The sequence below is a fragment of the Gottfriedia sp. NPDC057991 genome, from assembly GCF_042886615.1.
GTDB lineage: Bacteria > Bacillota > Bacilli > Bacillales > Bacillaceae_G > Gottfriedia.
Map to the genome: position 1 here is coordinate 386,802 of NZ_JBHVQN010000003.1, position 21,719 is coordinate 408,520.

The 21,719-nt window shown below is 32.8% G+C and carries 20 protein-coding genes; 3 read left to right on the plus strand and 17 right to left on the minus strand.

Annotated features, from left to right (window positions below; genetic code table 11):
• Positions 1-8: 8 nt before the first annotated feature.
• The 14 genes from ACFVR2_RS13305 to ACFVR2_RS13370 all read right to left on the minus strand — a co-directional run bounded on the left by ACFVR2_RS13305 (position 9) and on the right by ACFVR2_RS13370 (position 12,540).
• Positions 9-1,190, minus strand: a complete 1,182-nt coding sequence (locus tag ACFVR2_RS13305; protein ID WP_387362382.1) for a DegT/DnrJ/EryC1/StrS family aminotransferase — start codon at positions 1,188-1,190, stop codon at positions 9-11.
• Positions 1,191-1,208: 18 nt separating this feature from the next.
• Positions 1,209-1,838 carry an acetyltransferase gene (locus ACFVR2_RS13310; RefSeq protein WP_387362384.1) on the minus strand — a complete coding sequence of 210 codons (630 nt, stop codon included), beginning with the start codon at positions 1,836-1,838 and terminating at the stop codon, positions 1,209-1,211.
• A 1-nt stretch (position 1,839) separates the two neighbouring features.
• Complete coding sequence (locus tag ACFVR2_RS13315) at positions 1,840-2,439, minus strand: sugar transferase (RefSeq protein ID WP_387362386.1); 600 nt, start codon at positions 2,437-2,439, stop codon at positions 1,840-1,842.
• A 24-nt stretch (positions 2,440-2,463) separates the two neighbouring features.
• Complete coding sequence (locus ACFVR2_RS13320) at positions 2,464-2,625, minus strand: YwzD family small protein (RefSeq protein WP_179887114.1); 162 nt, start codon at positions 2,623-2,625, stop codon at positions 2,464-2,466.
• Between the two features lie 29 nt (positions 2,626-2,654).
• On the minus strand, positions 2,655-3,692 hold the full coding sequence (galE, locus tag ACFVR2_RS13325) for a UDP-glucose 4-epimerase GalE (RefSeq protein WP_387362389.1): 1,038 nt from the start codon (positions 3,690-3,692) through the stop codon (positions 2,655-2,657).
• A gap of 39 nt (positions 3,693-3,731) precedes the next feature.
• Entirely contained in the window at positions 3,732-4,820 is a 1,089-nt protein-coding gene (locus ACFVR2_RS13330; RefSeq protein WP_387362391.1) for an EpsG family protein, read from the minus strand.
• A 32-nt stretch (positions 4,821-4,852) separates the two neighbouring features.
• Positions 4,853-5,737 carry a glycosyltransferase family 2 protein gene (locus ACFVR2_RS13335; RefSeq protein ID WP_387362393.1) on the minus strand — a complete coding sequence of 295 codons (885 nt, stop codon included), beginning with the start codon at positions 5,735-5,737 and terminating at the stop codon, positions 4,853-4,855.
• A gap of 3 nt (positions 5,738-5,740) precedes the next feature.
• On the minus strand, positions 5,741-6,850 hold the full coding sequence (locus tag ACFVR2_RS13340) for a glycosyltransferase family 1 protein (RefSeq protein WP_387362395.1): 1,110 nt from the start codon (positions 6,848-6,850) through the stop codon (positions 5,741-5,743).
• Positions 6,835-7,989 (minus strand): glycosyltransferase family 4 protein, encoded by a 1,155-nt coding sequence (locus tag ACFVR2_RS13345; protein ID WP_387362397.1) that lies wholly within the window; start codon positions 7,987-7,989, stop codon positions 6,835-6,837. Before ACFVR2_RS13345 ends, ACFVR2_RS13340 begins: the two co-directional genes overlap by 16 nt.
• 25 nt (positions 7,990-8,014) lie before the next feature.
• Positions 8,015-8,905 (minus strand): UTP--glucose-1-phosphate uridylyltransferase GalU, encoded by an 891-nt coding sequence (gene galU / locus ACFVR2_RS13350; RefSeq protein WP_387362399.1) that lies wholly within the window; start codon positions 8,903-8,905, stop codon positions 8,015-8,017.
• A gap of 11 nt (positions 8,906-8,916) precedes the next feature.
• Positions 8,917-10,755 (minus strand): polysaccharide biosynthesis protein, encoded by a 1,839-nt coding sequence (locus tag ACFVR2_RS13355; protein ID WP_387362401.1) that lies wholly within the window; start codon positions 10,753-10,755, stop codon positions 8,917-8,919.
• Positions 10,752-10,928, minus strand: a complete 177-nt coding sequence (locus ACFVR2_RS13360; RefSeq protein ID WP_387362403.1) for a hypothetical protein — start codon at positions 10,926-10,928, stop codon at positions 10,752-10,754. Before ACFVR2_RS13360 ends, ACFVR2_RS13355 begins: the two co-directional genes overlap by 4 nt.
• Positions 10,929-11,180: 252 nt before the next feature.
• Positions 11,181-11,843 carry a CpsD/CapB family tyrosine-protein kinase gene (locus ACFVR2_RS13365; RefSeq protein ID WP_387362405.1) on the minus strand — a complete coding sequence of 221 codons (663 nt, stop codon included), beginning with the start codon at positions 11,841-11,843 and terminating at the stop codon, positions 11,181-11,183.
• On the minus strand, positions 11,830-12,540 hold the full coding sequence (locus ACFVR2_RS13370; protein ID WP_387362407.1) for a YveK family protein: 711 nt from the start codon (positions 12,538-12,540) through the stop codon (positions 11,830-11,832). The genes ACFVR2_RS13365 and ACFVR2_RS13370 overlap by 14 nt, the downstream gene beginning before the upstream one ends.
• Before the next feature lie 523 nt (positions 12,541-13,063).
• On the opposite strand from ACFVR2_RS13370, the gene ACFVR2_RS13375 reads away from it, so the two are divergent.
• Complete coding sequence (locus ACFVR2_RS13375) at positions 13,064-15,679, plus strand: Ig-like domain-containing protein (protein WP_387362409.1); 2,616 nt, start codon at positions 13,064-13,066, stop codon at positions 15,677-15,679.
• 389 nt (positions 15,680-16,068) lie between these two features.
• Positions 16,069-16,431, plus strand: a complete 363-nt coding sequence (locus ACFVR2_RS13380) for a group I truncated hemoglobin (protein ID WP_387362411.1) — start codon at positions 16,069-16,071, stop codon at positions 16,429-16,431.
• Positions 16,432-16,946: 515 nt separating this feature from the next.
• Here ACFVR2_RS13380 and ACFVR2_RS13385 read toward each other — a convergent pair.
• Positions 16,947-17,867, minus strand: a complete 921-nt coding sequence (locus tag ACFVR2_RS13385; RefSeq protein ID WP_387362413.1) for a lipase family protein — start codon at positions 17,865-17,867, stop codon at positions 16,947-16,949.
• Between the two features lie 193 nt (positions 17,868-18,060).
• On the opposite strand from ACFVR2_RS13385, the gene ACFVR2_RS13390 reads away from it, so the two are divergent.
• On the plus strand, positions 18,061-18,546 hold the full coding sequence (locus tag ACFVR2_RS13390) for a CarD family transcriptional regulator (protein ID WP_387362415.1): 486 nt from the start codon (positions 18,061-18,063) through the stop codon (positions 18,544-18,546).
• 404 nt (positions 18,547-18,950) lie between these two features.
• On the opposite strand, the gene cspD is transcribed toward ACFVR2_RS13390, so the two are convergent.
• Together cspD and ACFVR2_RS13400 are read right to left on the minus strand one after the other, a co-directional pair.
• Complete coding sequence (gene cspD, locus ACFVR2_RS13395; RefSeq protein ID WP_025568675.1) at positions 18,951-19,151, minus strand: cold-shock protein CspD; 201 nt, start codon at positions 19,149-19,151, stop codon at positions 18,951-18,953.
• Between the two features lie 227 nt (positions 19,152-19,378).
• Positions 19,379-21,313 carry a M14 family metallopeptidase gene (locus ACFVR2_RS13400; protein ID WP_387362417.1) on the minus strand — a complete coding sequence of 645 codons (1,935 nt, stop codon included), beginning with the start codon at positions 21,311-21,313 and terminating at the stop codon, positions 19,379-19,381.
• Positions 21,314-21,719: the final 406 nt, after the last annotated feature.

A 21,719-nucleotide genomic window follows, 5' to 3' on the forward strand; every position in this document is an offset into this window, starting at 1 on the left:
CTGTTCTGTCATAGAATGCCCTCCCTACAAGCTACTTTATAAAATACTTTTTTGATACAGCTTATCACTCTACTTTGATCGACAAACGATAGATTTGATCCTGAAGGTAAACAAATTCCAGTTTCGAACAGCCTCTCTGCAACATGGTTATTTTCTTCGTGAGGATAATAACGAACTCCTTTGAATAGAGGTTGCATATGTAATGGCTTCCATACTGGTCTTGCTTCAATATTTTCCTCCTCTAATGCATCTAATAGATTATTTACTGATAGCTTAGATTCTTCTTCTTTAATCGTTAACGCTGTAAGCCATCGGTTACTGCGTGTATTTGCTAACTCTGGCATAAAAGTTAGACCGGGTAAATCCTTTAGCTCCTCAAAATAGCGTTGAAAAATCCTTCTTCTAGCTTCAATTCGCTCCTCTAATACTTGCAATTGAGCCCTGCCAACCCCTGCCAAAATATTACTCATCCTATAATTGTAACCAGCTACACTATGTTGATAATGTCGCGCTTCATCCCTAGCTTGAGTGGCTAAAAATCTTGCTCTTTGTATTAACTCAGTATTATTTGAGACAAGTGCTCCGCCACCAGATGTCGTGATAATTTTATTTCCATTAAAGGAAAAAATACTAAAATGACCAAAAGTACCACTAACTCTTCCTTTATAAGTAGAACCAAGTGATTCAGCCGCGTCTTCAATAATAGGTATATTATATTGAGAGCATAAAGATTGAATTTCATCCATTTTTGCAACTTGTCCATATAGATTAACAACGATAACAGCTTTTGGAAGAGTTCCTTCTAAATATGAGTCATGCAATGCTCTTTCAAGTGCTTTTGGTGACATATTCCATGTTTCGGGCTCCGAGTCTATAAATATTGGTTCAGCTCCTTGATAAATTATTGGGTTAGCACTAGCCACAAAGGTAAGACTGGAACAAAATACTTTATCGCCTTTTGTGACATTTAATAAAGAAAGAGCCAAATGAATTGCAGCTGTTCCTGAACTAACAACTAACGCCTCATTGGCTCCTACATAATGAATAATATCTTTTTCAAATCCATCGACATTGGGTCCAAGTGGTGCGATCCAATTCGTATTAAATGCTTCCTGTACATACTTTGTCTCCTCTCCGCTCATATGCGGGGGAGATAAATAAATTCTTGATAAGGTCAATTCACTTACCACCTTTTCGAAAAATTATATCTATAAATTTAAATTTTTAATAATTCTAGCTGGGCAGCCTACTACTGTACTAAGCGATGGAATATTATGAATAACCGTTGAACCCGCTCCTACAATTGACCAACACCCTACTTTAATTCCAGGAATAATTGTCGCCGATGCTCCGATATGTGCACCTTCTCCAACTAAAACACTTCCCGTTAAAGTAGCATTCGGAGAGACATGCGTATAGTCTCCGATTTGATTATCATGTTCAATGATTGCCCCAGTATTAATTACACAATGGTCGCCAATTTGCGCTTGTGCATTAATAACTACATTCGGCATGACCACTGTTCCGTATCCAATTCTAGTCGAAGTGCTAACAATTGCTGAAGGATGAACAACTGTTAAATACTGTTCTTTTTTAATATCTATTGAAGTAACTAAATTTTTTCTATGCTTGTTATCTCCTATTGCAATGACTACTTTAGCGTCTTGATCTAGAAATTTTTTTAAAGAAACAAATGGAGCATATATAATCCCATTCTCACGTTTTTCAACCTTATATTTGTCATCTAATATAGCAATAATCTCAATTCCCTTTATTGAGTAAATAATGTCTTGGATAACTTTGCTATGTCCCCCATTACCTAAAATAATTACCCTCATATTACATCACTTCATTAGATCCAGTGAATTTTCCCATTGTTACTTGCCCCTCCTGTGAAATTCCTTCTTTCTTTATAACCTTAATGGCTGTTTTAATGAGGATTTTCAAATCTAAAAGGAGATTATTATTTTTCACATACCATACGTCCATTTTAAATTTCTCCTCCCATGCAAGTGAATTGCGTCCATTTACTTGGGCCCAACCTGTAATCCCGGGTTTTACATTATGTCTTAGCATCTGTTCTTCTGTATATAAAGCTAAATATTCCATTAAAAATGGTCTAGGTCCAACTAAACTCATTTCCCCTTTAACCACGTTTATTAGTTGTGGAAACTCATCAATACTATACTTTCTTAAAAACTTCCCGAAGGCAGTTAAACGTAATTCATCTGATAAAAGGTTTCCCTCTGCATCATGCAAATCACTCATTGTCCGGAATTTATACAAGTAAAATGGTTTACCATTTAAACCAGGGCGCTGTTGAGTAAATAATATAGGAGAACCCATTTTTAATCTAACAAAAATTGCTACAACTATTAGAGGTAGCGATAGCAACAGCAATATTATCACTGAAAATACTAAATCTATTACTCTCTTCATTTTTAGTTTACTCCTAAAAATTAATTACTTCGTTTCTACTAAATTGTTTGTACTAATCATTAAGATCGTTTTTTTCATATCATTAATAAAATCAATCGTATTTAATTCATTCGAATGGCTTCCTCTATAATAAAAGAGTTTTAGAATATCTATTAATTGTTGTTGTGATAAATTAATTGATTCCATTTTTTCCTCCCAAACAAAAAAACACTGCATTATTGCACTGTAACATGTTCAATCTCTTCAGTATATCCGTTCGGATTATTTTTTTGCCATCTCCATGTATCTTCACACATTAAATGAATTCCCTTAGTAACTGTAAAGCCAAGTTTTTGCATAGCCTTTGTTGGATTAGCATAACAAACTGCCGCATCACCAGGACGTCTTTCTTTAATTCTATAAGGAATCTTTTTACCAGATGCTATTTCAAAAGCTTCAATCATTTCTAGAACACTATAGCCAGTGCCTGTACCAATGTTATATGCTTCAATTCCAGTGTTTCTTTCTAATTTCTTAAGTGCTTTAATATGACCAATTGCTAAATCTACCACATGGATGTAATCCCTCACACCTGTGCCGTCTTTTGTTGGATAGTCGTTTCCAAAAATATTTAATTGCTCCAATTTACCTACTGCTACTTGTGATATGAACGGCATTAAGTTATTCGGAATGCCATTTGGATCTTCACCAATTAAACCACTATGATGTGCACCGATTGGATTAAAATATCTCAATAATGCTATTCTCCAAGTATGGTCTGATTCGTATAAGTCCCTAAGGAATTCCTCAATCATAAGTTTAGTTCGTCCGTATGGATTAGAAGCACCTAGTATACTACTTTCTGATATCGGTGATTCATTTGTTGAACCATAGACTGTGGCAGAAGAACTAAAAACAAGCTTTTTTACTTCGTATTTTCTCATCATTTCGCAAAGGTTAATCGTTCCTGTAATATTGTTATAATAGTATTCAATAGGAGTTTGGACTGATTCACCTACAGCTTTAAGCCCGGCAAAATGGATAACAGCCGATATTTTATTCTGAGAAAATACATTATCTAACTCATCTCTATTTAATAGGTCAATATTATATGTTTTAAATGACTTACCCGTTATCTCTGACACTCTTTTTAATGCCTGTGGCTTACTATTTGAAAAATTATCTAGAACAATAATTTCATTGCCACTTTGTAGCAGCTCTACGATAGTGTGACTCCCTATATATCCTGCTCCTCCAGTTACAAGAATTGCCATTTATTTTTCCTCCTATAAAAGACTAAAAAACGATCACTTTTACCAGTTTAAGTTAATATAATCGCTGAAATATTGTATTTGCAGACTTATTACATTTTCATAGTAATAATAAAAAAAGTAGCAAATTAATATGCCATAATAGATTAACTTTTGATCTCTTACTCTAAATAATTTCACAATCCATGAAATTAAAATTAGCTGATAAAAGCTAAAATAAATTGAAATTCTTGCAAATATCCAATTTTGCGTTGAAATAAGCATAAAGACAAATCCAAGTAAAGCCATATTGACAACAATATCACTCTTTGGATTCATTTCTCTTAACTTCTCTCTTCCCATAAAAGCAATTAATAGTGGAATTGCTGTTACTGCAACTCTTATAACGCTAGCTCCACCTTCTTGAAAGTTTTTATAGACTGCATACTGGGTATCTTGAATGGCGTTAAACAAATAAGTTGAAAGTTGATTAAATCCAATTATAAATACGATTGAAAATAATAATAGAGCGATTGTTACTTTTGACCATGCTTTAAAGCGCACAAGAAAATAAATTGGAATTAAAATAAGTGCAGTTTGATGGAATAATGAAGCAAGTAAAATAACGAGTAGATAGCGTTTAAAACTACCTTCTAGCAAAAGTCGTATGCCTGCAAAAGCAATGGAAGCAGCAAGTACTTGTCTAATTCCATTCATGGAGACCAGAAACAAACCACCAGTGATATACACATAAACGCTCAATTCAAAAATTCTTGAGTAATTATACAATGTAAAAATAACCAATACATTTGTGATAATCGCTGTTGTAATTAACAATATTTGAGGATTTGAAGAAAAATATTTTAAAATCATTTGCAGAACGCCGAATCCAATATCCTTCGACTCTAAAATATAGTTCCATGTAAAGTCATGTCTTTTATAGATATCCACATATGCATATGTGTCCCCGATATTTGATCTAAGTCCCGATACGCAAACTAGCGTTACTAATACAATAAATGCCAACGTTTTATTAGGTTTTAAATAGACTGATGATAAAGTTGCGGTGCTAGATATGCTGTCCCTTGAGGCTACTCGCGCCATGAATGAAAAAACAAATACAATTGCTAAATTAAACCAAAATATAGTCATACCAATATCCTTCCAAAAAACAAAACCACTTTTTAGGCGGCTTTTGTTTTTGTCGTAATATAAATATATAAAGTTATTCCAAATGGAATCGCTAAGATTGTTAAACCTTTTTTAGGCGTCTCGTCTAAAAAACTCCAGTTTCTACTCATAATGCTACTAGAAACATAATGAATGGCTTGTCTGAATTTAAACAATTGACTTGCAAAGGGCAATTTCATCATTTCTTTTCGATAGAACGCAAACCCATTCGGATTTTTAATATATTGACTGAACATATTTAACGATGATCCATCTGCAAGGTACTCTACATAGCATAAAATTTCATTCATTAATAGCATTTCGTATTGTTTATCAAGCATGTGATATTTGTATGCTAGACCAACATACCGTTCATTTTTAAATAGTGGATATGGAAATTCTTTTGTTAACTCTGTTCGATATACAAGCTTTTTATCACCAGTAACGCCAAATCTATTATATAAATCAAATAATCTTGACTGTTTTCTATTAACCGGCAACTTTGTACCAATAATTTTTCCATTTGTATATGCATCTAGCCCAATAATTCCACTCACATTATCGTTACCAAATTGATTCCAGTACTCAATAATTTTTTCAACCGCTTCTAAAGGCATATAATCATCTGAATCAATACAGACATTAAGTTCTGTGACAATTTTCTGGTAAGCGGTATTATGGGCACCATGCATTCCTTGGTTTTTCTGCCAATAATACATAACTTCAATTTTATTTTCTTCGATCCAACCTTCAACTAATTCTTTAGTATTGTCAGTTGAACCATCGTCAATGATTAACCAGATAAATTCTTTGCATGTTTGATTCTTTAAACTCTCGTAACATTTGTGAAGGCAGTATGCTCGATTGAATGTTGGAGTAAATATAGTTAACTTCTTCATATCCTACCTCCCTAACGAGATATATGTCTTCTGGGTATTCTCCGCTGTTTTGCGAATATCATATCCTTTTTGGATCAATGCACTCTCCGCATTTCCTCTATTAAAATTTCTTTTTGCTTCTTTCAAGATTTTCTCAACCCATTTTTCACTGTCATTTAAAGAACAGTATTGGATTAGTCCCATCTCCATATCTACTTCTGTTGTAATCGCATCTGAGATAATACAAGATAAACCTGCACCTTGTGCTTCTATTAACGTTACAGGTAAACCTTCATGCAAAGATGGGAAAACAAATACATCCATTGCTTGTAAAAGTTTATGAATATCATCTCTAATACCAAGTAACTTTACATTTTTCTCTATTTGAAGTTCTTTTATTTTCGATTCTATTTTAGCTTGAAGGGAACCTCCTCCAACTAAGATTAGAACTGCATTCGGCATTTTTTTTAATAGTGAAGCAAAAATTTCTAGTAAAAACAGATGATTTTTTTGTTGATTAAATCTCCCAACATGGCCAAGTACGAATGCTTTGTCTGAGATATTTAACTGATCCCTAATTTGTTTTCTTAAATTTAATGAAAATTGAAACCTCTCACTTTCAATTCCATTTTTTAGGATTAGAGATTCACTAGAACGTTTAGTAAATAACCACCTACTTGCAGACTCCGAGCAAGCAAATAAATGAGTAGCATTAGGTTCAATGTATTTACCCGTATACCATTTATAAACCTGTGAAGCCAATCCACCTTCACTTTTTGTATTATGGCTATGGGCAATTCTTGTGGGAATATTAGCTTTTTTTGCTGCTCTTAAAACTAAGCCACTCATTTTATCCATATGAGAATGTACGATTTTATAATTAGGATTTAGCCTAAAAAACTTATCTAGTTTTCTTATATAACCTAAATGACCAACATCCGTTACATATGGAATTCTATGAATCTTTCCACCCATGGCAATTATTTCAGAGTCATATGCCCCCTCTTTACACGTTAAAAAATCGAACTGTATTTTCGTTCGATCAATATTACGATATAAATTCATTATTAATGTTTCCGCGCCACCTCTGTTCATATTAACAACGGTATGTAAGATTCTTAAAGGGTCGCCCACATTGTATCCTCCATTTCGTTCATATAGCTCTTATATACCTCACTTTTTTCCAATATTACTTTATCAATGCTATATTTTCTCATAATGATCTTTCTACTATTAGACCCAAGCCTCTCTTTGAGACCCTCACTTTCGACAAGGTCTTTTATGGCGCTTGAAAAACCAATGGAGTCAATACTCTCAACAAGCCATCCATTTTTATTATTAGTTACAAGCTCTCTATGCCCCCGGTTATCTACTGCTATAATCGGTAAGCCACAAGACATTGCTTCCATTATATTGACCGGCAACCCTTCACGTAGACTCGATCCAACTGCAACGTCACACATAGGTAGAATTTCTTTAATATCTTTTCTAAAACCTAAAAAATCTACCATATGTGAAATTCCAAGTTGATTTGCTAACTGTTTACATTCATTAAGTAAAGCACCTTCACCTGCAAGTAGAAGTTTTACATTCGACAATTCATCTTTTATTAAGGCCAATGAATTAAGTAGAAATTGTTGATTTTTGTTTTTATTAAATTCTGCTGCATAAAAAAGCAAAAAGTCATCTGGTTGATATCCAAATGACTCTCTTACTACTTTTTTATTTAATTCATCAATTGGCTTAAAATCCTCTGTATCTATTCCAACCCCATGAATATGTACGATTCTTTTAACATTAAAACTACTATTTGATAACTCATAATCTTCTTTATTAATCGTGATTAAACAATCTGATAGGGGAGCCATGATTTTTTCAATTGGATAATATAATAGCCAGTTTAATAGAGGGGCACCCTTACAAAAATGGAATCCGTGTGCTGTGTAGATCAATTTTGTTGTTCCTTTAACCCTGGACTTACGAGCCGCAAGGCGAGCAAGTATTCCCCCCATAGGTGTATGGCAATGTATAATCTCATAATTATTTTCATCTATTATATTTTTAAGGTCTTTTAGTGCCTTCATATTTTTAAAATTAAATGGCGATCTTTGGATAGGTAGATTAAACTTTTTGTCCACATAATGAATATTGTTTTCCCCATTAGCAGCGATATGTACTTCCCAGCCATTATCCTTGAACCACTTTATATACGGCATATGAAATGCCGTAAAATGATAATCCACAGTTGCACAAAAAAGCACCTTTTTTTTCATTTTTTTCACCTATCAACATTATTTTCTAATCATTTGACCCGCTAATTAATTCTTTTTTCATTAGTTCCGTTAAATAATCTAGAACATTTTTTCTCAAGTCCTCTCTTTTAAGAGCAAACTCAAGAGTAGTTTTAATAAACCCTAATTTCTCGCCTACATCGTATCTTGTTCCTTCAAATTCATAAGCATAAACAGCTTCTTGTTTGTTAAGTTCAGCAATTGCATCAGTCAGTTGAATTTCATTTCCAGCCCCTGGCTTCTGATTACTTAAAATATCAAATATTCTCGGCGTTAGTATATAGCGGCCTAAAATCGCTAAATTTGAAGGAGCTTCTTCTTGCTTTGGTTTTTCTACCAAACTATGAACATTATAAAAATGATTATCTATTAAACTTCCGTCAACAATTCCGTATCTAGAAACCTCAGCTTCATTTACAGTTTGTACCCCTAATATAGAAGCATTATATTGATTAAATTGCCCAATCATCTGCTTTAAACACGGTGTATCGGCTTTAACAATATCGTCGCCCAATAACACTGCAAATGGTTCATCACCTATAAATTTACGTGCACACCAAATTGCATGACCTAAACCCCTTGGTTCTTTTTGACGAATATAATGAATATCTACCATCTTTGATGATTTCTGAACCTCTGATAATAATTCAAATTTACCTTTTTCCAATAGGTTTTGTTCCAATTCAAATGAATTATCAAAATGATCTTCAATCGCTCTTTTTCCTTTTCCGGTTACAATAATAATATCCTCTATTCCTGATTCAATAGCTTCTTCAACTATATACTGAATAGTAGGTTTATCTACAATTGGCAACATCTCTTTTGGCATTGCTTTTGTTGCTGGAAGAAATCTAGTTCCTAATCCAGCAGCAGGTATTATGGCTTTTTTAATTTTCATTTTTTTCTCCCTTATTTTAAAATTGGCATTGTGGCGTTCGTTTGAGAAATAACTCTATTATTAGCTAAATTCAATAATCTTTCTCTAAGATCATCCTTCTCTAAATCTGAAAAGTTATCAATAATTTCATGTATTTCACTTATGCGCAAATCAGTCGTTTTTCCAATATAAATCTTCGGATAAATTTGTTCCTCATGAATTTCTTCTTCTTTTAGCAATTCCTCAAATAGCTTCTCTCCCGGTCTCATTCCTGAGAATTCAATCTCTATATCATCAAGTGAATGACCTGATAATAAAATTAAATTTCTAGCAAGATCTACTATTTTTACCGGCTCGCCCATGTCTAATACGAAGATTTCCCCACCTTTTGCTAATGCCCCTGCTTGTATCACTAGCCTAGATGCCTCGGGAATGGTCATGAAATAACGCACCATTTCTGGGTGAGTAACAGTGACAGGGCCCCCATTTTCGATTTGCTTTTTAAATAGTGGAATAACACTCCCTCTACTACCTAACACATTTCCAAATCGAACTGCTACAAATTTTGTATCACTACTTTTATCCATATCTTGAATAATCATTTCTGCAAGTTTTTTAGTTGAACCCATTACACTTGTTGGATTGACAGCTTTATCAGTTGAAATCATGACAAATGTTTTTACACAATGCCAGCTAGCTGCTTTTGCAACATTCATCGTACCAATTACATTATTTTTAATTGCTGCCTCCGGATTTCGCTCCATTAAAGGTACGTGCTTGTGTGCTGCGGCATGGTAGACAACATCCGGACTATATTGTTCCATAATTGACATCATTTTCTTTTCGTCTTGTAAATCAGCAATCTCTGTAATAAATTCAACACTTGAATCCTTAAAACTATTCTTTAATTCCATTTCAATTGAATAAATACTATTTTCACCATGACCAAGTAAAATTAATTGTTTCGGATTAAAGTTAGAAATTTGTCGCGATATTTCCGAACCGATTGATCCTCCCGCTCCTGTAACTAATACAACATTATTTGTAATCGATTCAGAAATACTGCCCATATCCATTACAACAGGATCTCTTCCTAATAAATCCTCTACTTGAACATCACGGAACTGATTGACTGAAACCTTACCAGTAATTAGATCTTCTAACATAGGTAATATTTTAGTACTAGCGTTTGTTTTAGAGCATTCTTGAAAGATAATATTTAACTCCTTTTTACGTAAAGAAGGAATTGCAATAATAATATTTTCAATTGAATACTTATTTACAACACTTTCTATTTTTTCAACCCCTCCTAAGACGGGAATACCCAGTATATCTAAATGATGTTTTTTTACGTTATCATCTATAAAAGCAACAGGATGGAGATGACTATAATTATCGTTACTCTTTAAAAGTTGTCTCGCAACCATAGTGCCTGCTGCGCCAGCACCAATAATTAAGGTTCTCTTCTTAATAATATTTTTTCTAACGAATGAATCTCGATATAACCTCCAAGTAAATCTTGAACCACCTATTAATAACATATGAAGTAACCAAGCGACCGCAAATAACCTGAAATACGTTTTTTCCATAATCATTTGCTGGATAATTAATGATGTAAGTATTGAAGACGTTACAATATTAAAGATAATCATTATTTCACCTATACTTGCATATTCCCATGCCTTTTTATAAAGTTTAAAAATGAATGAAAAAATATGATGGCTTAATAAAAGAAAAAGTGAACTAATAAAAACAGGTTTAATAAAAATATCAATTGTTGCGTCTACCAAAAATCGACTAATAAAAATGGATGTGAGTACAATACATGAATCAATAATTATAAATAGAGATAATCTTTGCCTATAAGTCACTTGAATGCTCCTCTCGTAAACCATCCTGCGTTATATAATTCAAGCTTTTTTCTTCCATCGTCGTCTTTTATTTTATTATTTGGTAACCAATTAGCTTCATTTAGCCGTTCAAATTGTTGAATAAATCTATTTTTATTCTTTAGTGTTTTAGGTGGCCGATCCTTATTTTTCATATTCACATCTCCATACTGTAGTAATAAAGTGCTTATTTTTGCACTCTTTTTAAAAAGCACATAAATAAACACTTTATATAAAAAACGGGCATTCAACCCACCCTCACACCACACTCTTGACGACTTGCGTCTAAGGCATATTTCAACCCACAGCATGATCGAGTGCCTACATTGATAAAGGAAAGTAGACATTACCTAAACTATTCTATTAAACGTTATTCTTAATTAAGAACATAATAATAAAAATTTTACTTACTTTTCATTTATAATTGCACCGATCAATCTTCCATGTGACAGCTCAATAACTCTACTAGCCTCAATCGTCTTCTCTATTTCAGTTTTACCACGATTAAGTACTAGAACTACACCATCACATTGATTCGCCAGCACTCTTGTCTCTGTATAGTCTAATATTGATGGCGAATCAATTAGTACACTATCATAAGAGGTAATCAATTTTTTAAATAACTCTTTAACCGCTGAATTCGCCAAAAGTTCTACAGGATTAAAATTAATTGTCCCACTAGTCAATACATCCAAATTTTCAAAATCTGTACTTGTTACTACATCTTTAAGCTCTATACGTTTTGTTAACAAATCTGTTAATCCTACATTGTTCTGTAATTTAAAAATTGTATGTATTGAAGCTTCCCTTAAATTAGCATCTATCAATAAGACTTTTTCTTTCTGCTGAGCCATCGATACAGCTAAATTAGCGCTAATTGTTGAATTTCCTTCACCTTTACCAGTTGAAGTAATTAAGAGGATCTTATTCTTTGTTTCCTCAGTTAAAAAATGTAAATTTGTACGTATTGTTCGAAATTGGTCAGATATAAAAGAATTGGGATTTGTAAACGTCACGAGATTTCTTTTTTTAAAGGCTGCAGATTGTCTTCTTTTATTAAATATCAACATCATTCTCACCTTCAATTTTTAATAATTTATATTTCTTCTTCTCATTTAATAACTTTTTCTTATTCATATTTGGAACAATGCCAATTACAGGTACCCCTAAGATTTCTTCAACTTCGCTTCGTCTTTTAATTGTTTGATCTAAAGAATCTAGTAAAAATATTAATGCAATACTAATTACTATTCCCATCACAAATGCCAAAATAATAACTTTATTACTCTGCTGATTAATTGGCATTGAAGCTGCCTCTGCTGGAGTTAATAATTGTACATTTTTAAAATCTAATAGATTACTAACTTCATCTTTAAATGACTTTGCAGTTTCATTCGCAATATTCTTAGCAATAGTTGAATCGGTATCTTGCACTGTAATACTAAAAATAGTTGAATCACCTATTCTTTCCACATTTAATTTTTTTGCTAAAGTGTCTTTAGAAATATTAAGTTGTAAATTATTAATTACTTTTGCCAAAACAGTTGGATCATCAATCATAACCGCTAACGTACTCAAGTCTTCCTTTGTATTAAGCATTATTCTCGTAGAAGACTCATACACAGGAACATAATTGTTATAAAATTTCTGATATAGGTAACCAGCTGATGTAGTTAATATAGTAAAAACAATAATAATCCAAAATCGACTTTTAATTACATCAAAATATTCCTTTATATCAATTTCCTTAGGCCTTACACTATTCATCCATTCACCTTCATTTTTTAGTATTTTTTACTGGATATAAAACCATGACTAAAGATTCTATATAACGAACAACATTTTAATAAGCTATCAAAATATTGTGTACGCATATAATTATGCATAATAACTACTCTTATGACTGAGTAAATTCTGAAAATTAGGGTAATTATGAACTTAATTTTAATTCTTTATAATGAACTAGTCAATAACATTTTCGCTCCAATTTATACCTATTTTACTATGCTTTAATAATAGTAGATTCTAGTAAATTAATTATAAATTCCTAGTAAATTTATTGTTAATAAATTATATTCAGTACTAAACACAAGAAGAAAGGTGTTCTTTTAAACGAACATATACCATACTTAATTACTAGGAAAGATTAAGTTTTTTTAATAATTTCCCATTTATTTACTAGATAGTTTCACCATCTTTTTTGCTTTATATTAATTTGCACAAGCAATTTGGACTGAAATAAATATACTACTCCTATAAATATACTAATTTATAAGGAGTGTCATGTTATTTGGCAATTAGTAGTCCAAAGATTAATAGTTTACCTGTTGTTACAAGTATAAATGCAAACTCTTATACCGTAAGTGGTAGCGGGATTGCAAATGCTACTATTTATTTAACGTTTAAAGATTCTAATAAAAATACGACTTCTACTACCGTTAAAGCAAATTCAAGCGGTACCTTTTCTACAAAATTAAATCTCACTACTTTAAAAGACGGCCAGTTAAACTTGGAAGCTTATCAAAAGGACGCAAAAGGTAATACAAGTGGAAAGGTTAATAAGACTGTTTTAAAAGACACAATTGGACCAGCGATTCTTTTAAGTGTCTCGAATGTTACATTACAAAATCAAAGTGCTTATCCAGTAACTGGAAAAGTGGAAGCAAACCAAAAAGTAACAGTAACTGTAAGTGATGGTATTCATAGTCCACTATCTAAAGTAACTACATCTGATTCAAATGGCAATTTTTCAGTGGTATTTAATATGAGTTCATTAAATAACGGAAGTATTACAATCACTGCTGTCTCGAATGATCAGTATGGTAATCAATCCACGAGTTCCTCAGTTGTCACTAAAGATACTACGGTTGTTTCTCCTCCAGGAGGAGTATATGAACTAACTTCACAAGAAAGAACTAAATGGGGAATTTATAATGATAATTCTCATCCTATTGAAACAACGAATGGATTTAACCAGGCATTACAGTGGGCAACTAGCAACGGGTACACTACCTTTCATGTATTAGGTGGTACTTACTTAATTGCTAAGGGCGTAGAAGATAGAGATAATAATGCTCAAATTAATATGGTAAGTAATATGACATTTTTAATGGATAGTGATACGGTACTTCAAAAGGAAACAAATAAATGGGAACAATACGCTATTATTTCGTTAAGTAAAGACATTGTAAATGTGACTATAAAAGGTGGTGCCTTGAAAGGTGACCGGTATACTCACGATTACACTTATGTTGGTCCTTACACTTCAGGTACACATGAGTGGGGATTTGGAATCATTACAGAGGGAGCAAGTAATGTCATTATTGATGGTGTTAATTTTACAGATTTTACTGGTGATGGTGTTCAAGCTGGTGGTACAACAGTCACAGGCGAGTGGATTGATTCAGCCAACCTAGAATTAGGTGGATTAGATGCAAATGGAAACCCAATTAGCCAATCAGGTAAAATTCGCACTAAACCTTATACCCTAAGTGACCCAGCGTATCAAAATCCTCATTTTAGAAATATTATGATGTGGAATCCTGATGGAGTAACCGGAAAATACGATTTATATTATTACCGCTCAGATGGAAGTTTAGTTAAATCTGATAAAGATCAAGATTTCAATTCATCTTTTGGATATTCTAAGATTCCAGATGACGCAGTTAAATGGCGTGCTGTTTTTAATGCTACTAGTACAGCAAATGTTGGTGTTCAAATGATGTCTGTTGCAGTTACAGAAAATTTATTGATACAAAATTGCAATATAGGCAATAATCGTAGACAAGGCATCAGTTTAGTAGGTACAGATGGCGTCAAAATACTAAATAATAAAATTCACGATATAAGTGGAGTCGCTCCTGGAAGTGGAGTTGATTTAGAGCCTGGATTTTACCCGGGTATAAATACGGAAATAAGCGGTAATGACTTTTTAAATAATAAAATTCATATGGTACTCTCTTATGGCGGTCATGCGATAGCAAAAAATAACTACTTTGGTCCTAATGCAGCTTTTGCTTCAACTAGCTGGGGTGGCGTTTCTGCTTCTAATAACACCTTTGATAATTCTTCGTTTGTAAGTTCTGACGGTTCTTCTAATATTACTTTTACAAATAACAAACTAACAAAAAGTGGAGCAGTTTTTGACGGTGGAGAAAATATAATTGTAGATGGTCTTTTTGGCGTTGATTCAGATATCAGCTTTACCCAGACTGTTGAAAACGGCATAAACGTATCCAATATTTCTCTTACATCTTCTGGACAAGATTCAGAATTGCATGGTTTTGCTATATGGGGAGACAAACCAATAACGTTGAGCACTATTTATCTAGAAGGAAACAATGGTCTAAGTGGCAATGGACTCGCTTCGAATGTATACTCGAATGTTACATTTAATAATACTACTGAATCTCGATTGGCTTCTGGAAACTATAACAATCTAATTGTTACAAATGGAAAGATAAATTTCTATCCTGGAAAAGTAACTATTAACCAAGGACAGTTTAAAAATAGTACTGTTATACTTGATAACGACAATGGATATCCAAATGTTACTATATCAAGTTCAACATTCGACTTTGATAAATCTGTATCTGGTAACATTATTTTAGTAAATAATGCAACAAGTTTTGCCTTTCTTAATAATACAATAAATGATAGTGTAACAACTTCTGCGGATCATCCAATAATTCAAATCGGCCGTGACGCATGGAAAGATTCTCCTACTCAAGTTAAAGGAGCAGTAATTAAAGGAAACAAAATAACATCCAAAATAAAAAGGGTTGGAATTGACACAACTAACGGTGGCATCGGTGCGCCTCCTTATGATATTGAAGACAACACATTAATCAATAATACACTTGCATTAACATCTAAAGATATTAATAAAAACAATACAGTCACTTAAAAGAAATAGTTGAAACAGTATGAGCTAAGCCGCAATAGGATCGTTAATTATTCATTAAAATAAAATTCAACTACCATTAATTTATCTTATATCAATATACAAAAATATTCATTCTATCGATTACACAAATTACTTCGTACACAGTTTAAAACTTTCTACCAAGTAAGTACCAGTTATGCATATGTGGTTGAATCTATAATGGCCTAATCAACTTGTTTACACGGATTAATTAGGCCTACATATAAAAGCTTAATTATAAGAAACATAATTGTTTAGCAAATGTTTTTTCAGATCATGACCTAATCGTTAAATAATCAGTTATAAATTATAATATTTCCATCTAATTTCGGGGATTCTACTTATATCTTATATTGAAAGGAAGCTACTCAATGGAACAAACTCTTTATGAAAAATATGGTGGAGAAGAAACAGTAGGAAAAGTAGTTGATTATTTTTATGATGAATTAGTACTAAAAGATGAAACAGTTAATCATTTCTTTGATAAAACAGATATGGACAAACAACGCCGTCATCAAACGAAATTTATTAGCTTCGCTTTAGGTGGACCTAACAAGTATACGGGTAAATCCATGTCAAAAGCTCATGAAGGAATGAATATTCAACCCGAACATTTTAATGCAATTGCTACCCATCTCCATGATGCCCTAGCTCACTTTGGGGTAAGCGAGTCAGACATTGATCAAGCCCTAACAAAGGTAGAATCACTAAGAGATGACATACAAAATAAATAATTCAATAAAAGCTACTATCTATTGATAGTAGCTTTTCAGAGTGTTGAAATATATTGTAGTCAATAGTGATAAATAATCATTAAATGAATTTCTATGAAAAAGTAGAATATTTATTATTGTTTCTTATTAATTAACATGTGATTTTGGTTGATCTATAAATGTTTTAGCTAACTTGCAAAAATTAAACTATCTTCTTTTAGACGATCAATATTTTTAGAGATGTGTAAGTCGTCAGCATAATTTGATGAATAAAGGGGTAATTCATTCGTTCACCTGACTATTCTATTGTTTTTAAGAATATTCCTTTTTTATAAAGAACTCGATTGGAACGAAAGGGTGCTCGACTCCTATGGGATTAGCGGGAAGGCTGAGACCGAGCAGGCGGCGCCGAGGAGCTAAAGAATCTCGACCCATGGAAAGCGAGCACACTGTAGTGGAAATCATAACACACAACTTACTTATCAATGATCAATCCAACAATTTAATTGACAAATTCTTTTTTCAACTTCTCCATATTATTTCCAAAACACACCCTCAAACTCAACTAAATCGTGATATGGGTACAAAGGTTTCAATAATCTTGCTTTTGTCCATAAATCTGTTGTTTTTTCTAAAGCAGTTAAAGACGCTTTATAATTCTCATCAACTGTAATATATTTTACATTACCGAGATGCTGGAGTGAGTACCCAGTTATTTGTTTAAAGAAGGTTTTATTGGCGTAGTCCAATGGGTCACCATTTACAATGTAATTTGTAAACAGCGGTTTAAATGTTTTTTGGACTCTTTGTGACTTTGCATGAAGTTTTTTCGAACCATCATCTAATAGTACACCTAATGAGTTAAATGTAACCCCCTGTACAAATAGATGATTTTTCAATTTTTTATCATTTTTAAGCTGGTAACCTACAAATTGAGCCAAATAACCTCCAAAGGAATGACCTGTAACATATACACTTGAATGATTATTCTCTTTTTTATTTAATATTGATTTAACCCAGCTATATGCTTGCTGAGCTTGTTGATCTACAACAACTGGTGAACCGTTCTCTGGAGTTTCAAATTCAACCAGTCTTTGATAAATATCTTGTAAATTAATTTTCTTTAATCCACTAAATGCAAATAGCAAACTATTATCTTTATTGTTTTTTAATGCTATTGCTGAAAATCCAATATTACCAGATGTAATGGAAACAAGCCGATAATCGCTAAGATTCTTATGAACTTGAGTAAGTAATGGATCAGCAATCCCTTTATGTTCTCTTAAGCTTTTGCCTAATTCTTTATCTAGAAATGCTTCATAAGAAAGCTCAGATGCTGCTAGTAATACGCCATTGGGAAGCTTCTCTAGCTCTCTTTGCTCTTGTTGGCTACATCCAGTGGTCGTTGTAAAAAAAGTAAGTACTGTAACGATAAAAATAACTACACGAAAATTCATTAGTAACCTAACCTCCTTTCGACAGTCTCTTTCTTCATATTATGTCCACGACCATATGACATGTTCATCTTTTCCCCAAAAAAGCAAAAATATATACATAAAATTATTGACAGTTTTATTTTACAAATGTTATCATATAAATTTTGTTATTTCATTTATTAATGTTATACTTAAGTTATAAGAATTTTCGGAGGTGGGTACATTGTTCAAAATTGGCGATCAAATTATTTACCCAATGCAGGGAGCTGCAGTAATTGATTCCATCGAAGAGAAAGTTATACAAGGTGTAACACAACAGTACTACATAATCAACATACCATCCAGCAATTTAAAATTGATGGTCCCTCAAGGGAATGTGTCAAACACGAAAATTCGTTTAGTCGAAGACAAAGACCATTTAAGTAATGTATTAGATGACTTTTCAAACGGTCTTCCCGACGATTCCTTATCTTGGAAACAAAAATATGATCTAAACATGAAAAAATTAAAGTCTGGCGAATTACTCGCTGGTGCTCAAGTTGTACGTGATCTAACACTTCAAAGTAGGGAGAAACCTTTAAATCCAAGCGAAAGAGAAATGCTAGACATGGCCAAACGCATGTTTGTTGGTGAACTTAGCTTAATTAAAGGCATATCTCAACTTGAAGCAACCGAATTAATTGATTCTGCATTAAAATAAAGATTTATTTAAGAAAAGGAGCTTACCAAAAGCTCTTTTTTTTGTTGATTTTTAAACTTATTAGTTACTTTCAAGAATACCTAGGAGAAGTAATTGATTAAAAAAGGTATGAATGTAAGTCACGAGTCCACCTTTTGTGTTTTTTTGGTAAAATTTACTTTCATCAGTTTTTTAAAACATTTTTAGTTGATTTAATACAATTATAATAAAAACACCAGCAGATATTTGCAGTTTTGGTAATTTTTTAAAATTTACTTTTTTTAATTTGCAGATTTGGCTGTTTTATTTACGGTTGTAGACATTTTATTTGCAGTTGTCGCCATTACCTCTTCACTTCTCCAAACAAAATAAAAAAGACTGCTAACAAAAATGCTAGCAGCCTTTTATTCACTCAGAAGCGAAAATTATAATTTAACTACGTTTTCAGCTTGAGCGCCACGGTTACCTTGAGTGATCTCAAAGCTTACTTTTTGGCCTTCTTCAAGTGATTTGAAACCGTCGCCTTGGATAGCTGAGAAATGTACGAATACATCGTCTCCACCTTCAACAGCGATGAATCCGAAACCTTTTTCTGCGTTAAACCATTTAACTGTACCTGTGTTCATTGTACGAACCTCCATATATACCTGTTTTTTTACACTTAATGAGTATTGTTAAGAAAAAATACACACATTAGAACAGGATGAAAATTCGTCCCTTTTAACACATGAATTGAATTAACCAATTTCTTATTAAGTATGTACCTATAGTAACATAAAATGAAACGAAAAACAAATTGTGCACGAAGAATAATTAAATTTAATAATTTTAATATAAAAAATGACCTCATTATTTACTTTTCGTTAGCAAGTATTAAACCAACTGGTAAGTTCTTCTTCATAATACTACTAAAGTAACTATTTGGAACTGGTTTGTTCCCTACATAAGGAGAAATTTCAATCGTAAATCCAGGTCGTTTTTTTGCAGCAACATACCAGTCTTTATATCCACCGCCTCCACCTTTTGCAGGAGCGACCAAACTATAGCCTGTTTGTTTTGATAATTTTGTAGCAATTGCCTTATCTCTAGCCATTTGAGTTCCTGATTGATTATAATGCCAGAAAATAATATTTCCTGATGAGTGGTATGCAACTGTATTTTTGAATGAATGTTTATTAGTGAAATCATATAAAGCTTTAGCTTCTGGTTCACTTAGAGCCTTTGTACCTTTATAGTTATCAGGGCCAGGCTTTGACTTATTACCAGAAATTGTATTCCACCCAGCTGGATATTGACGATTTAAATCTACACCACGTACATTTGCCTTCCAAGCTTTAAAATTCTTGCTACCTTTATTTAATTTAATGACCTGATTTGGATTCTTTGCACTGCTCGCACCTTTTTGTACAAGCATAACACCATCAGGATTAACCATTGGTACAAAATAAATAGACGTTTGTGATAATGATTTTCTTACATCAAAACCAGCAATTTTTGTATTTTTTTCATACGCACTAGCATATTGATCAAGCATTTCCATTATGACATTTGTCGTCATGTGCTCACGTGCATGATGCGAACCGTTTATACTAATTTCAGATTTACCAGTCCCTAACTTAATCGCATATAAATTTCTACCATCTACCGATTTACCAATTGTTTCAACTTTAGTAAATCCAGGGTACCAAGCATTCAGTTCCTGTAAATCCGCTGTCAACTTGTCATATGAGTAGTCACCATTTGGGTCAACGTAGTTATAAGTTTTTAACGAAATATCTGCTTTAGGGATTAGCCCCTTAAGCCCTCCAACTTTAACGACATAATAAGATGAATAGGCTGAATCAATTACTATTTTTTGTTTAGCAGGTATGGTAACCATTGTTGGTTTCGGATCCCGCGGGAAAACAATTTTAGTATTTCGTACTGCAACACCCGCCGTAATTTTAACAGGCTGCGTCACAATACTGATTACAGGCAAGGTCTCATTTGGTAAAGGGATTGTTTTATTTTTATCAATATAAGCAGTTTGATTAGAATATTGGATCATTAAATACTGATCCTTCGTACCTATTTTACTAAAAATCGTATTTGCTTTAACTGTTCCTCTATTCACTAATTTACCATTTTCATTTAATAATAGAGGTGTATCATTGGTTACTTTAAAGACTTTCGCCGTTGGGTAGATTTCCCATGGAGTTGCATTTCGGACCGCACTTTTCAAAATAGTCCCAGCATTCCCATTATAAGTAACATAATAAAGGTCATTCTCTTCTTTATCTACTTTTAACTTAACGTTTGCTGGTATTGTTATAGTTGTAGTTGTTGTTGTTGCGTTTTTTACTTCACCAGTTGCTTCACCAGTTGTTCCTCCGGTTGTTCCTCCAGTTGCTTCACCAGTTGTTCCTCCAGTTGCTTCACCAGTTGTCGCCCCAGTTGTTCCTCCAGTTGTCTCTCCAGTTGTTCCTCCAGTTGTTCCTCCAGTTGTCGCTCCAGTTGTTCCTCCAGTTGTCGCTCCAGTTGTTCCTCCAGTTGTTGCTCCAGTTGTCGCTCCAGTTGTTCCTCCAGTTGTCGCTCCAGTTGTTCCTCCAGTTGTCGCTCCAGTTGTTCCTCCAGTTGTTCCTCCGCCGGTTGTTCCTCCAGTTTCAGTATTCTGAATCGTCAAATCTGTAGGTTTTAGAGTTACAACCCATTTTTCTGTATTTGCTTTTGTTATTGATTCTGCAAATACATCTTTAAACATACTAAATATAAGTACTAAAACAACTAAACTAATAAAACTTTTTTTCAAATCCTTCACCTCTCTAGTTAATCAAAAACAATTGTGTATATGTAAGTAATTGTTTTTTATTTAAAAATCTCATAACAGACGAAAAGCCCCCTATTCAGGGAGCTTATTTTAATTGTCTAATATATTATTAGTTTATAATATTAGCATTTTCATTGCATATTAAAATTTTATTACACACCTGCCTATTCCTGTTACGTTTTTTACTTTAAAATAGGTATGTTTTTATAGATTTTAGTTGAAACTATGAGGATTTTACATATAAGTACGATTTATTTTTGAATTTATTTGATTTGATGGTTTTTATTTGCGATTCCTGGATTTTAATTGCGATTCACACTTTTATTTGCGATTCCTGGATTTTAATTGTGATTTACATTTTTTAATTGCGATTCCTAAATTTTAATTG